This window comes from Shewanella sp. MF05913 (assembly GCF_059758095.1).
Genome location: NZ_JCAYNT010000025.1, coordinates 1 through 13,850, shown reverse-complemented (window position 1 = coordinate 13,850; position 13,850 = coordinate 1). Strand labels below are relative to the sequence as shown.

General features: G+C 40.3%; 11 protein-coding genes and 1 riboswitch. Of the genes, 3 read left to right on the top strand and 8 right to left on the bottom strand.

What is annotated here, in order from left to right; all coding sequences use genetic code 11:
• Positions 1 to 8 precede the first annotated feature (8 nt).
• From AC19MV_RS20360 to AC19MV_RS20325, 8 genes are all read right to left on the bottom strand, one after another.
• Complete coding sequence (locus AC19MV_RS20360) at positions 9 to 1,205, bottom strand: nicotinate-nucleotide--dimethylbenzimidazole phosphoribosyltransferase family protein (RefSeq protein WP_498309787.1); 1,197 nt, start codon at positions 1,203 to 1,205, stop codon at positions 9 to 11.
• Between the two features lie 119 nt (positions 1,206 to 1,324).
• Positions 1,325 to 1,933, bottom strand: a complete 609-nt coding sequence (locus tag AC19MV_RS20355) for a histidine phosphatase family protein (RefSeq protein ID WP_498309786.1) — start codon at positions 1,931 to 1,933, stop codon at positions 1,325 to 1,327.
• Complete coding sequence (locus AC19MV_RS20350) at positions 1,927 to 2,499, bottom strand: bifunctional adenosylcobinamide kinase/adenosylcobinamide-phosphate guanylyltransferase (RefSeq protein ID WP_498309785.1); 573 nt, start codon at positions 2,497 to 2,499, stop codon at positions 1,927 to 1,929. The genes AC19MV_RS20355 and AC19MV_RS20350 overlap by 7 nt, the downstream gene beginning before the upstream one ends.
• Positions 2,496 to 3,437 carry a cobalamin-binding protein gene (locus AC19MV_RS20345; protein WP_498309784.1) on the bottom strand — a complete coding sequence of 314 codons (942 nt, stop codon included), beginning with the start codon at positions 3,435 to 3,437 and terminating at the stop codon, positions 2,496 to 2,498. Before AC19MV_RS20345 ends, AC19MV_RS20350 begins: the two co-directional genes overlap by 4 nt.
• Positions 3,434 to 3,991 carry a bifunctional adenosylcobinamide kinase/adenosylcobinamide-phosphate guanylyltransferase gene (cobU, locus tag AC19MV_RS20340; protein WP_498309783.1) on the bottom strand — a complete coding sequence of 186 codons (558 nt, stop codon included), beginning with the start codon at positions 3,989 to 3,991 and terminating at the stop codon, positions 3,434 to 3,436. The genes AC19MV_RS20345 and cobU overlap by 4 nt, the downstream gene beginning before the upstream one ends.
• Positions 3,988 to 4,980 carry a FecCD family ABC transporter permease gene (locus tag AC19MV_RS20335; RefSeq protein ID WP_498309782.1) on the bottom strand — a complete coding sequence of 331 codons (993 nt, stop codon included), beginning with the start codon at positions 4,978 to 4,980 and terminating at the stop codon, positions 3,988 to 3,990. Before AC19MV_RS20335 ends, cobU begins: the two co-directional genes overlap by 4 nt.
• Positions 4,973 to 5,893, bottom strand: a complete 921-nt coding sequence (locus tag AC19MV_RS20330; protein WP_498309781.1) for an ABC transporter ATP-binding protein — start codon at positions 5,891 to 5,893, stop codon at positions 4,973 to 4,975. The genes AC19MV_RS20335 and AC19MV_RS20330 overlap by 8 nt, the downstream gene beginning before the upstream one ends.
• Positions 5,894 to 5,974: 81 nt before the next feature.
• Complete coding sequence (locus tag AC19MV_RS20325) at positions 5,975 to 7,774, bottom strand: TonB-dependent receptor domain-containing protein (protein WP_498309780.1); 1,800 nt, start codon at positions 7,772 to 7,774, stop codon at positions 5,975 to 5,977.
• A gap of 186 nt (positions 7,775 to 7,960) precedes the next feature.
• Positions 7,961 to 8,150, bottom strand: a riboswitch (cobalamin riboswitch).
• Between the two features lie 372 nt (positions 8,151 to 8,522).
• On the opposite strand from AC19MV_RS20325, the gene AC19MV_RS20320 reads away from it, so the two are divergent.
• From AC19MV_RS20320 to AC19MV_RS20310, 3 genes are all read left to right on the top strand, one after another.
• On the top strand, positions 8,523 to 10,559 hold the full coding sequence (locus tag AC19MV_RS20320) for a hypothetical protein (protein WP_498309779.1): 2,037 nt from the start codon (positions 8,523 to 8,525) through the stop codon (positions 10,557 to 10,559).
• A 293-nt stretch (positions 10,560 to 10,852) separates the two neighbouring features.
• The gene (locus tag AC19MV_RS20315; protein WP_498309778.1) at positions 10,853 to 11,611 is read left to right on the top strand and encodes a helix-turn-helix transcriptional regulator; all 759 of its coding nucleotides are present in this window, start codon (positions 10,853 to 10,855) and stop codon (positions 11,609 to 11,611) included.
• Between the two features lie 554 nt (positions 11,612 to 12,165).
• A complete protein-coding gene (locus AC19MV_RS20310; RefSeq protein ID WP_498309777.1) occupies positions 12,166 to 13,728 on the top strand; it encodes a hypothetical protein in 1,563 nt (520 codons plus the stop codon).
• Positions 13,729 to 13,850 lie beyond the last annotated feature (122 nt).

The window sequence follows — 13,850 nt, the reverse complement described above, 5'->3', positions numbered from 1 at the left end:
CTCTGTAATTAGGCAGCATTAGAATCTTGGGCTGCTGTGGATTGTTTAATGTGCTGCTCACAGGCATTTTCAAGAACACTTATAATGTTTTCTTGGGTTATGCCCAGTTCTTCTGCAAGTACAAGCAAGCCACCAAAGCCACAGCCTTCAACAACTATGCCTTGTTCGAATACTTGTAAACATGAAAAACGACTTTTCGCAAAATGAGTTCGGTTAACCCTAAATGTCCATGACGATGGCAATAACCTGAGCACAGGTGCAATGTCGACGCCATCGCCACAAACCCAACGCGTGGTATCGATGTTTCCTTGCATTGGCATTTTATTGGTCATGGCAGCATCATTGCGTTGTAAAGCCGCGATTAAAGGGGCAACAAACATCATACCGCCAGCAAATCTTGGTAGACGGAGATTGGCAGGCCAATGAGACATCAAGGTGTAAATTGCAGCTTGTATTTCGTCGTGAAATCTTGGGTTAGACAGTAAGGTTTCAGGATTAAAATCAGATTGTAAAAGACGATATTCTAATTCTAGATCTCGAAGTATTGCTGATTTTTTAGCAAGCTTATTGCTATCTTTTGTACTACCTGCAGGTGATATTGTTAACCCTGTGAGTAGCCTTAACCATAGGGTTGAAAAAGTGGTGCCACCGACTCCGCATTCAGCGACAATGCTGATGTGGCCTGAGATGGCTTGCTGCTGTAACTCGCGTTGTAAATGCATGCGAGTTTCTTCACGATGGGCTTCGTCTTCACCACCATAATGAACGCAACAAATAATCCAATCACTGGGTTTTCCGGTAGGTTTTAGCACCCCAAAGTTATAACTACGAAACTTAATGACATAACCTAAACTATTGAAATAAGCTAATAACGAACGCGTTAACACCGCAGGGCTAATCCCTCCGTTGGCGAGTAAACCTTGGAGTGTAAGCTGGGTTGGATTTGGCAAAGTAGTGAGCGGTGTTTGATGTGCTCCGGTAGAAATAAACTCGCTATCGCGTGTCGGTGTCAGGTGCATTAAATTTTTACCAGCCCCCGCATCTGATATGCCATGCAGCTCTTCAAGTTGTGTAGCTGCAGCATTAAGAATATTAAAAACAATCACTTTCCTATTATCACTTGTTACTGAAGAAGTTGATTGTTCATTAACATACTCTATCGAGGCTGAACCATTACTGTTTTTAACACCAAGACTTGATTTCATAGCATATCCACCGTAATTTATTTTTACGCTCATCATTAAACAAAACATTAATCAATTAATTTCATCGATAAAATCATTTATAAACAGATATTTGTTTCAATATATTTTATTAAAGCTTTTTAAGGTGAATTATTTAAGCCTACCAATTGAGGCCATTGAGTACCTTCATCGTCTATAAACACCCCTATAGACAAACTGGCACCATGTTGTAACTCAACACGACTTAAATGAGCATTTCCCTGCTGTAGCCCTTGTAGTAACCAAGATAAGATGACCCGTATAACACCTGAGTGAGTAATCAGGAGGATATGCTCTCCGGTAAAACGTATGCTTAATTCATGTATTAATTGACTGACGCGATGTAACAGAGCATTAGTTGACTCTCCTCCCGGCGGGATGTGGTGCCAGGGCTGGTGCCAATAGGTTTCAAACGCTTTTGTAGGCATTTGCCAAAGTTCAGCCAACGCTAAACCGTCCCATTCACCAAAATCTAACTCTTGTAATCTGTTTTCGATCACCAGTGGTGTGTTGTTTTGGGTGCTATATTGAGTGGCAAAATCTGTACAGCGAGTTAAAGGCGACGTAATTACTCGGTTATATTGAGCGTTACTGCATCTTGCTTTCATCTGTTCAAACCCTTTAGCGGTTAGCTGCGGATTTGTTCGACCCAGTAATAAATGTGCGTTTTGCGGTTCACCATGCCTAAGTAAAGTCATTTTAGTTAGCATAATGCCTCCAACGTCAATTGCGCTTGTGCTGCGTTTGACGTTAACTCGAAATAATCTCTACCTTTTAATACGTTGGCTAAATTAGCTTGGCAAAAAATGACATTGTCGGCACAGGTAGCAACGGCTTGATGTAGCTCACCACTTGCGATAACAAATTGTTGACTCATCTCATCATCAGGAATTAATCCCAACCCTGTTTCTGTTGAAACCAAAACAATATTAGCGTTTGTGCGTTGCAGTCCATCAATAAGACGTGCTATTTGCTGTTTAAGGTCGCTTGCAGCTATAAGATGGTTGGTCAGCCAAAGAGTAAGGCAATCAATAATAATCCATTGATTTACATCTGAATTGTCTAGTAGAACATCGACAAGTGCATAAGGCTCTTCAATCACGGCCCATTCTTTCGGACGTCTTTGTTGGTGCAGTGCAATGCGTTGTTGCATACTTGGTGCAGCTTCTGCGGTCGCGACATATATTATGGGTTCGCCTTGAGCTTGTGCCGTAATAAACGCTTCGGCTAAACCTGATTTACCACTGCGTGCGCCGCCAATAAATAGACTGATCATAATGCCGCCCGTTGTTCTCGTGCCGCATCAACTAATTCACATATCTTAGCCATCCCTTTTACGACTCGAGGGCCAGTTCTATGCACAAGATCGCCTTTGATTAATTGTATTTGCTGATTTGCAACCGCCGGGATTTCGTTCCACATGGACCAATCAATACTTTCTTGATTACTGTTACCGTGATAATGAGGTTTAAGAATTAGCTCTGGCATTCTGACTAGCACTTGCTCCATCGATACCTGAGGATATGCAGCAACACCGTTAGCAAAAATATTAATAGCGCCACAATCTGTTAATAGATCATTCATCCAACCACCTGACACAGTAGTAAGTGGTTCTGGCCATATTTGATAGAAGACTTTTACAGGCGTTTTATGACTGTATCGTTCGCGTAACTGCTTAAGAGTGTGTCTAAATACCTGGGCTTTTTGTTTTCCGACCTCAAGATGTCCAGTGGCCGCACCCAATTCTTCAAGTTTATCTGCTATATCGTCTAGCTTACTGACACTGGTATCTAATAAAGGTAAATGTAAATTGTTAAGCTGATCGATTAAAGGTTGGCTGGTATCTTCAAAACTTAACACCACTAAATCGGGATTAAGTACAAGCAATGCTTCCATATCGATGAAATCTGAATGACCAATACGTTTAATATTTTTAGCTTCTTCAGGAAAATCTGCATAGTCAACGGTGGCGATTATCTTATTCCCAACGCCTATCTCATAAAGCAGTTCAACTGAATGTGGGGATAGTGCAACAATACTATTGACGGTTTTGTGACTAGGCGTATTGGATAAATCCAATTGTTCAATACTATGAGTCTCAGCAGCAAACGTTAAGCTTGATAACGTAAGCAATAAGATGATGCTAGTTAATTGAAATAAAACCATAAAAATGGGATTAGGTTGCCATTTATGTTTACAAGTCATCTGCATCATAAGCTATTACTGCTATTGATTTGTTTGCTTTTTAGTATCATAGGCAAACCCGCAATACACACAGTAACGGTATCCACTACTGCACCAAGGTGCTGATGCAGCCAACCTAACTCATCAACAAACTTACGGTTAAACTCTCCCATAGGTACAACACCTTGGCCGACCTCATTGCCAATCATGATGATGGGACAATGGCTATTGGCCACTGTCGAAAGTAACCTTGCTTTAGCCACTAACCATTTGCCTTCGTTACTCATTAATTCATTAGCCAACCACAGTGTTAAGCAATCAATTAATATAAGCGTATTATCTGCTTGCGCATGGTCAATCGCCTCAGATAAATCTGTCCAAGCCTCTATAACATCCCAGTCACTGGGTCTATTCATTTGGTGATGCACAATCCGTTTAGACATTTCACTGCCGATGACACCATCAGGTTGAGCCGTAACGATTAAAGTAATTTTTCCACCTGAAAGATTTTGCCACGTTAGCGCCGTTTTTGTAGCCAACGTGCTTTTACCTGATCTCGCGCCACCTATAATGAGTTGCTTCAAAATGTTTTTCCTTTTCGCTTCATCAAGATGCCTATAAAAAACACGCTGCCAATAATTGATGTCACAACGCCAACGGGTAATTCTTGATTGTCCAATATTTGCCTGGACAACAAATCAACCCAAACCATTAATATTGAACCAAACAAGCCTGTGGCTATGAGTGTTGCTCTGCTGGCTGCACCAATGAGCATTCTGACGATATGAGGAACCATCAACCCAACAAAACCAATACCGCCACAGTTTGCCACTAACGATGCGGTTATCATTGCGGTAAGCAGTAACATACCTAAACGTAATGGCACCACGGCAACGCCTTGAGTGTGAGCACTTTCATCACCGGCCATGAGTGCTTGTAAGGGCCGCTGAAATTGATACACAATGAAAATAGAACCGATTACAACGATGCTTGGGAATAATAAGTTATGCCAATTTGCGCGACTAAAACTGCCCATATTCCAAAAAAGTACCGACTTAATAGCTTGATCTTCACTGAAATACAGCACCATATTTGACAATGAAGACAATAAAAATGAAATGGCAACACCAGCAAGAATAAGCCCTTCAACTTGACCATCTCGAGCCATCATCATCACCACAAAAACAGCAATTAATGCCCCAAGAAATGCATATAAAGGTAGACTTGCACCACTGAACCCCATGGTAAGTGCAATAACAGCACCCAATGTTGAACCCGATGAAATACCAAATAAATAAGGATCGGCAAGTGGATTACGTGTCACGCTTTGTAGCACTGTCCCCGATACTGCAAGGCCGGCACCGCATAGCATTGCCAGCACTACTCTAGGTAGTCGAAGTTCTAAGATAATTCGGTCAGTTAACGAACCGTATTCTTGGCCCATCACATAGCGACTAAAAGAATTAAACACTTCAATAAGGGCAATATCGGCACTTCCCATGGCGATGGCAAATATGGGCGACACAATAAAAATCGGAATTAAGATAAATAATAGCCAGCTGGGTTTAAGCATATATTTGCCCTTTGAGTTCACTGGCCGATGAATTTGCATTTTCATCTTTGTTTTCAGTTTCAGCGACTTGCTTAGGTGCGAATTGATATAAAGCCTTACTGGGCTGTGAAAATTTAAATCGAATACTGGGGTAAACATTATTTGAATGGTAGTAAATATCTGCGTCTACAAGATACACATGTTTTATATTTTCTTGAGTGAGTACGTCATTGGGCGTACCAAATGCAGAGACTTTACCTTGATGAAGTAATAACAAACTATCGCAATACGCACTTGCAAGGTTCAAGTCGTGAATTGAAGCAATAACAGTAATGCCCAAACTTTTAACTAATTTAAGTGTTTCAATTTGGTAATGAATGTCTAAATGATTAGTCGGTTCATCTAAAATAAGTAACTGTGGTTGTTGCAATAATGCCCTTGCGATTAATACTCGCTGTTGTTCCCCTCCTGATAATGAATCAAAATTATCGTTAGCTTTGTCGAGTAAATTGACTCGGTTGAGTTGCGCATTAATTTGTGTTGTTTCATCTGCTTGGTTAACGCTTTTCCACCAAGGCTTTTTGGCTAATAAACCCGATCTTAAAAATTGCCGAACAGTCATGGTAAATCCTGTTGGACAATGCTGTGTAACTACTGCCACATGGCGCGCAAACTCAGCTTGGGAATAGCTAGAAATATTGTGTCCATTGAGAAAAACCTCACCCGCACTCGCTTTTATATAACGATATAGGCACCGTAATAAGGTTGACTTACCCACTCCGTTTGGACCAAGAATACCAATAAATTCACCTTTATTTACCGTAAATGATACCTTATCAAGCACCGATTTTTTATCTGTTGACCAGCAAACATCTTTCACTGTTACGTGAGAATATTGAGTTCTGTGGTGATGGCTATCGTATTGGCAGTTCATCTTAACCTCGCGTTAGCAAACCTTTGGGGAAAAAGAATGTGTTAACCTTTTAATCAGGATTAACACATTCAATTGGTAACCTTAGAATTTGTTATAACTCACACTTAAATACCACTGTGCACCGGGGCCGTAGTAATCAGCATTTGATATAATATCTTCGTCAAATAGGTTGTTTGCCTTTAACCGAAACTGCCAGTTTTGCGCCAATGTGTAACCAATACTTGCATCAACTTTATGGTAAGCATCGTTGTATTCGGCGCTATCTTTACGCTTGCCTTGATAATGGTAATCAAGTCTTAAATCCCAATCCGCGATTGGGTATGCGAGAGAAAAGTCTGCCTCATGCTCACTTCGGCCTTCTAGCTCTACATTAGTGAGTTTATTTTCAGTATCTAGGTAGGTATAACTCAGTGTGTGCTGTAGGCCATTAACCGTAAAGTTAACACCAAATTCAGCACCTTTAATTGAGGCTTCATCAACATTTTCAGGACGATAAATATCCCAATCATATTGATCTTTTTCACCCGTGTTCACCCAGTTAATAAGATCATCGACTTCTGTATCAAATACACTGACATAAGCATTATAATCTTCGTTTGTGTAACTTAGCGTTAAGTCGACATTGGTAGAGGTTTCTGACGTAAGGTCTGGGTTACCAGAATTAGGCCAGTATAAGTCATTAAAAGTAGGTGCTTTAAAACCAGTTCCATAGCCCAAACTCATACGCCAATTATCATCAAATCGATAACCTGCACTGAGATTGAACGATGTTTCACTGTCAATGTTTTCGACATCGTCGTAACGAACTACGCCTTCAAGTAACCATTGATTAATATCAACTCGAGCAAGAGCAAAAACAGCCGTTATATCACGCTCATTTTGGGCATAATCGCCTTCTACTTCTTCAGAGATATAATCTGCTCCCGCATTAAACGTCAGCATGTCGTTTACTGTAAACTGGTTTATCCAACTCACTTGGTCACGGGTTGTTTCGTATAACGACTTGCCCTCAACGCCATTACGGAAATTTTCATTTGAATCTTGGCTCTGACCAATTAACAACTTAGATTCCCAGGCATCTGACTGGTATTGCGCTGCTGCGTTAAAGTAGTAATTATCAAAATCAGCTTCATTACCGCCCCAAGAACTGTCGTATTCATAGTTTCCTGAAGAATATTGACCATTCCAGCTGATTAACCATTGATCGGTAATATTTTGCAGACCATTAAGTCCCACGCTCAGTCTGTCATATCCATCATCATCAGTCTCAGCGTCACGCTTAGCATCAAAACCATCACTTTGCTCTTTTGACACAGTCACACTGGTTAATCCATCACCATGTGAAATGCCGCCACCAGCGCTATAGCGAGAATAATTATCGCTACCTAATTCAGCACCAACAAAGCCTTCGCCTTGTGCATATTTACGAGTAAATATTTGGATAACTCCACCAATGGCATCGCTGCCCCATACTGATGCTCTTGGTCCTTTGACGACTTCAATTCGTTCTATTTGTTCTGGTGATAGGCCATTAAAACTGGCACTGCCTAAGGTTGCAGAGCTGATACGAGCACCATCTACAAGCACTAAAACATGATCTGAATTTGCACCACGTATACTCACACTGGCGGTTTGCCCTGCTCCACCAGTGCGAGTAACACTCACACCGGGTAATTGTTCTAATAAATCAACCACAGATTTAGGATTAATCTGTGCAATTTCTGTCCGCTCAATGGTATTGACCACGGCAAGACGTTGTTCAGGGGAGGTGTCAAAGCGATCAGCAGTGACCACCATAACGTCATCCATTTCTTGTGAGGCTACCTGGAAACTTGCTGCACACATTAAGGCAACAATAGATAAGCGCGTTTTTAACTGCATGGTTTTTCCTTAGAAAAAAGTTAAAAGCGCGGGAATGCTCCCTTTGGGGGAGATAATCAAAATAGAGGTTGTTTCATCTTATTCTGATCACAACAGATAAAACCGAGTGAGAGTGAAGCCTAGTGTTAAATACACCCTAATTGCCGACACTATTATACTTGGTCGTCTGCTCAAGAAACCCGCTTGAGTCAAAGTCTAATAGAGGTCGGTCTCCTGGCTCTCAGCGTCTAAACATATTCCTTCCCGATCGTCGACCAGTGGTATTAATATGTTGCTCTGATTACAGTTGCAGGCACAGCCGCGGTATCTCACCGCATTCCCATGAACTAGTTATATATTGTTTATATTACTGTCCACCTCTACATGCCAAGCAAGTTACCCCCAGTTTTATTATTCGCCTAGGAGCAAGATCACAGATACATTTTTTTCAAATAAAGTGTGTGATTTCTTACAGTACTTTTGAAGGTTTTTGACTGACTTTTATGTAAAAACCTAAGTCTATCTTCATCAAATCATTTTTCTGGCACGAAGAATTTCTGCCCCGATAATCAATACCCAATTGTTGCTAAGGGGTTTGAATATCCTCTAGACGTCAAACGAAATTCAAACAATTAAGTGACACAGTTCATAATTTGACAACTCACGCGGCTTTTTTTACAGAAAACAACACTGAACACTAATCAACTTAACCTCACCATACTTGTGCAAAAAAATGTGTTTAAGACTTAAACATAATAAATAGGTATGTATGATGAAATTATATAATAAAACACTGATAAGCTTATTGATGGTGAGTTTATGGGGCTGTGGTTCAGAAGACAAAACTGTGGTCGATGCACCACAGGCAATCGTTACCGAAACCCCTGCGGACTCAAAAGTCGTTAACGAAGCCTGGAATTACATTGAAACTCCTTATTTCGATATTAAAGGGTTTGAATTAAGAGGAAATGTTGGGGTTAATATTGGCCGACTTGAAGACAATACCACCAAATGGGTTGGCACAGGCCTGTATCTTCAAGCAACTGGTGACAGTTCTCGAGATATAAACGGTGATGGCAGAATTGCTTTCAACGATGCAGCACTAGCAGGCATTGTTAATAAAGAAACGGGACCTGCTTACACCCAAAATACACAAGCTATGATTGATTATCTTGCAACTAACCCCGATGGGCTTGGCGCGGGCACTGCAAGACCTGATATCTTTAAACCAGGTCACTATAGCCCGTTTGATTTGCTTCGTTTTATTGTGGGTACCCGTGCTGATATGCGCTGGGAAGGTGATATAACCTCTTATAAAGATTCACAATATAATACGTTTGAATACAAAATCTCTTGGGATGCTAACGGTGATGGCCTGTTTGATGAAAATGACGGTGAACACTTTAATAGTGAAAACTGGCATTTTTCAATATTCCCATCAATTGGTCAAAATAGACAATATGGAAACCGATCGTTTGAAACGAGCTATGACCGCATCGACCAATTTTGGTTAAAACGAGAAATGAAAATTAGATTCTTACCATTCACTGATGAGATGACCAATAGACGACATTGGGTGTGGCAGCAAGAACAGGATCGTCTAGCGGCTGATGATGGGAAATACATTATTCCAAAAGTATTTCATATTAATTCTTTTACAGGTGAACTGCAGGTAGTTGCTCAAAATGTAGAAGTACACCCTTTTAATCTTCGCTCTGATGTATTCCAAGAGGGAGTTATGACTGAAATGGATGCCTGGTTGTCTGTTGCAAAACAAATTGACGCAGACATCAGGTTTACTTGGTGGGCAACCATGAGTTCTGGGGCTGTAGTAGACCATTTTGCAATGATGTATGACCAATGGACTGGCCCTTATGGTGGCTGGACCGCTACATCTCCATCACGTGGTGAACTTGCGACTGCAGGTGATTTCTCATATACACCGCCTGCGTGTAATTTTAATCGAGATGGATCTTCCCCGGCATCAGGTATGGACCCAATCAATCCAGCTGTTTGCGCAAAAGAATGGCAAACTTTTAACGGAACTGGAGCGGTAAACAATGAGTTCACTTATGACTCAAGAATAATGACATACCCTTGGGAATATCTTCAATTAGTATCATTTAAGTTTGAACAGCCTAATCCTATTGATGTGGATTTACACAAAGATCATAAAATTGATGTCTATATTGCAAAAGATGAACTCCAGCATACGACACTTGATAACCTAGGTGATTTTGACATGTACCCATCTGCAGACGTAACGGGTACAGGGACATTAAGATACCTCCCCGCAGCAACGAGTGAAACACAAGTAGGTAATGCTAAAATTCTCGACCAGACTCATTTTGGTTGGAAAATAGCCGATTGTACTGAATGTCACAATGATAAAAAGGATCCGCTAGGCCATGGTGGGCAAAGCTGGCCAACAAACAGTGCTGATGGATTTGATTATCCCCAACCTCATTATTGTGCAACTTGCCATGGAAATAACGGGGCGACAGAAGGTCATAACCGCGGGGCTCGTTGCTTCTGGTGTCACAATACTAATAATGAAAGTCAACTCCAAAAACATCATGGCGATTCCAACTTAGCCAAGTTTATTCCTAAAGAAAAGAATGTTTCTAATCAACGTCATGCAAGTACAGCTACTGTGAACGAATTAGGCAATTATCAACCTTATGATGATCTTTGGGTCCCTAGCCATAATAATGATTATACGTTAAGTAAGGTATTTCCTGATCCATACACTTGTGGTACTTGTCATGGTTATAACCATGAACCGAAAAAATATAATGTAAAATAATCTATCTTTAATTGATGAAGCCCAGCAGAGTAATAACGACTGGGCTTTTTTATCATCATGTTATTAATAAGATCTTGATAACTATTATCCTTATATTAATTAACAAAAAACGATCATGTCAACAGCAGAGGGTTGTATGGTAATCCCAAGATGATGTCCTTGTTCACATATCAACAAATACCTAATGGTTTACTTCATAAAACAACAGTGTTTTATTATCATCAAAACTATAATGTAACCAACATTAAGCTACTAAATTGAATGCTACTCAACATTTATGTAAGAGGTTTGGTATGAGTTTGACCTTGAAAGAAACACTAGATTTAATGAGCGAACTCAAGGAGAAAATATCCAGATATGACAAATTAGAACTTGCCTATAAAATCTATCCTAGAGAAGGTCTTGGTGAATTAAAAGGAAAAAAACTATCTATTGCTAAGGCATTGGTTATTCAAAATAATTATCCATTATTGGTCACTAATCTTAAGATATTGACAAAAATAACTCCAATAACGACATTTGCATCTGTCAATAGTATTTCGTTACCTGATTTTGCACTTAAAGGCGACTGGCCGAAAGGTTATTTACCATTATCTAGTTGGTTTTCACAAGACAGTAATAAGCCTTGGTCTGATACATTAAAAGACAAATTTAATTTGGGTTGTGAATCGTGTCTAACCATTATTGTGAGTAGTCCTGAACAAGATTTTGTAGGTGGTTTTGCTATATTCAGCGAACAAATAAAGCAAGATGACTTGGAAGACTACTTAGAAAAAAATAAAATCGCTGATTATCTCGATTTAATACATTTTTATATGACCCGAAAGTACTCTAATTTGACTAGCCCAAGCCAATATAATGGCACTATAAAACCTAAAACACGCAAAGTGATTGAGCTTACTGCCATGGGATTTCACGTCAGTGAAATTAGCAACATGTTACATCTTACTGAAAGAGGCGTAAGCTATCACCTTGATTTAGCCAAGGAAGTGTTGGTTGCAAAGAACAAAATGGAGCTCATTTACAAAGCGACCCATGAGTGTATCATCTAACAAGTACACCACTATCTCAATGTTGGAACAGAGATCTTTACCAACTTAACGAACCAGTCTCTTGTATTAATATCCGAACTAATTGAGTGTCGAATAAAGGCCAGAATATTTGCATATTCTGGCCTTTGAATTACAACTGGTTTTCTATTCTTCTACTTTCTTTTTTTACTCATTTTCAAAACCATGACATGTACCGCAGCATCACCACGTTTACTGCCAAGATCTTTTGCATAAATCTCGGTTCGTATCCCGCTATCAGTCACAGTGGCAGCATTTGCATCAATCGCACCTGTAAAACCGTCATCATAACCTAGCGCATTGGCACTGTGGTTATCATCATCAATTATAGAACCACCAATACTTAGCCTAAGTTTTATCCAATTTGTACAAGACTTTTTTCTATTTCGTTTGCAGTTAACCCATAACTAAGTAACACCGGTCACATTTGTCAAGCAAAAACACCTTTTTTACATTAAATAACACTGTTTTATTTGTGGGTTTGTTTGACGATAGTCGTGTAAATAAAAGCTGTTATAAATAAGAAAAAGGTAAATATGATGAAAATACAAAGCAAAACATTAATCGCATTATTGATGATTGGTATGTGGGGCTGTGGATCTGATGACAAAACGGTAGTCGCATTAGATCAACCCGTTACTGATACTCCAACTACACAAACACCAGCAGAAGGAAAAGTGGTTAACGAAGCCTGGAATTACATTGATTCCCCTTATATGGAGTTCGGTGATTCAAGCTTAAAAGGACAAGTCCAACTGTACGTGGGCAGGATGCAAGACAATGTTCAACCTTGGGTTAGCAGTGCATTGCTGCGCTCTTTTAGCGGTGATCTTTCTGGCGATATGAACGGTGATGGCGCTATTAACCACCGTGATGCAACCTTAGCAGGGATGAAGAACGTTGAAGCAGGACCCATTTCTTATGTTCAGACTGTGGATATGCGTGAATACTTAGCCACCAATCCTGATGGACTGGGCGCGGGAACTTCAAGACCTGATATTTTCGTTGAAGGTATCTATAGTCATTTCGATCTTTTACGCTTTGTCGTCGGCACTCATGATGATTTACGCTTTGAAGGGGATATCATTTCTTATAAAGACTCAGCCTATGATACCTATGAATTCCATCTTTCTTGGGACCAAAACCAAGATGGTGTGTTTGATGAAAAAGACGGTGAATATTATAATAGCGATGATTGGCATTTTGCATATGTAAATAGCAGAGGGCAGAATACTTGGTATGGCGGCTCACGCTTAGATTATAACTATCGCCGGATGGACCAAACATGGTTACGAGAAAATCAACAGGTGCGTTTTTTACCCCATAACGAAGCTATGACCAACCGCAGACACTGGATTTGGAAGCAAGAGCAAGACCGCTTAGCCGCAAATGATGGTAAATTTATTATTCCAATACTCATGCATCTGGGCGGGCCCGAATTAACCCTCCCTGAAATCCAAGCTCAACAAAATCCTATCCCAGAAATTATCGCGACCCAACTTGAAGTAAAAGCGTTCAATTTACGTAGTGATGTATGGCAACCAGGACACATTACCTCTATGGACGTATGGATGAGTCTTGCCGAACAAACCGGAGAAAGATATCGCTTTTCATGGTGGCCTGTTATGAGCTCTGGCGCGATTGTCAATAACTTTGCTTTAATGGAACACCCATACTCGGGCCCATTTGGTGGCTGGATGGCATCGATTCCTACTCAAGGCGAATTAGCTACGGGGAATGACTTTTCAGTGGTACCTTACCCGGCTTGTGACTTTAAGCTAGACGGTTCGCCAACTGCAGCAGGTGAAGGCGAAATACCTCGAGACATATGCAACCAAGAATGGCTATCATATCAAGGTGTCGGCGGTAATAATCTCCTTGAGGTAGCTGGTGCTAATTTATTATCCTATCCACCAGAGTACATGTCGTTGTTAACGCTAACTGCTACAGCGTTTAACAATGTTGATGAAATTGACATGCATTATGGTGATAGAGACAGTAAAGAAATGTATGTTGCAAAAAACGAATTACAATTCTCTACCTTAAATTCGCTTGGCGATTTTGACCTGTATCCAACTGTGGATGCCACTCAAACGTAACCGTCTAGCTAACCACACCTATTGTTTAAAATTCCATGGTAACAGGTTGTCGATATCCGGTGCTGGTTTACACAGTTCATCAAGACAAACCATGATGTAATCAAATGGGATTAAACCATTTA

Bases quoted from the DNA above. Each gene is read 5' to 3' on its own strand.
- AC19MV_RS20315 (WP_498309778.1), top strand. From the start codon at position 10,853: ATGAGTTTGACCTTGAAAGAAACACTAGATTTAATGAGCGAACTCAAG.
- AC19MV_RS20330 (WP_498309781.1), bottom strand. From the start codon at position 5,893: ATGAACTGCCAATACGATAGCCATCACCACAGAACTCAATATTCTCAC.
- AC19MV_RS20350 (WP_498309785.1), bottom strand. From the start codon at position 2,499: ATGATCAGTCTATTTATTGGCGGCGCACGCAGTGGTAAATCAGGTTTA.
- AC19MV_RS20335 (WP_498309782.1), bottom strand. From the start codon at position 4,980: ATGCTTAAACCCAGCTGGCTATTATTTATCTTAATTCCGATTTTTATT.
- AC19MV_RS20360 (WP_498309787.1), bottom strand. From the start codon at position 1,205: ATGAAATCAAGTCTTGGTGTTAAAAACAGTAATGGTTCAGCCTCGATA.
- AC19MV_RS20325 (WP_498309780.1), bottom strand. From the start codon at position 7,774: ATGCAGTTAAAAACGCGCTTATCTATTGTTGCCTTAATGTGTGCAGCA.
- AC19MV_RS20355 (WP_498309786.1), bottom strand. From the start codon at position 1,933: ATGCTAACTAAAATGACTTTACTTAGGCATGGTGAACCGCAAAACGCA.
- AC19MV_RS20320 (WP_498309779.1), top strand. From the start codon at position 8,523: ATGATGAAATTATATAATAAAACACTGATAAGCTTATTGATGGTGAGT.
- AC19MV_RS20310 (WP_498309777.1), top strand. From the start codon at position 12,166: ATGATGAAAATACAAAGCAAAACATTAATCGCATTATTGATGATTGGT.
- AC19MV_RS20345 (WP_498309784.1), bottom strand. From the start codon at position 3,437: ATGATGCAGATGACTTGTAAACATAAATGGCAACCTAATCCCATTTTT.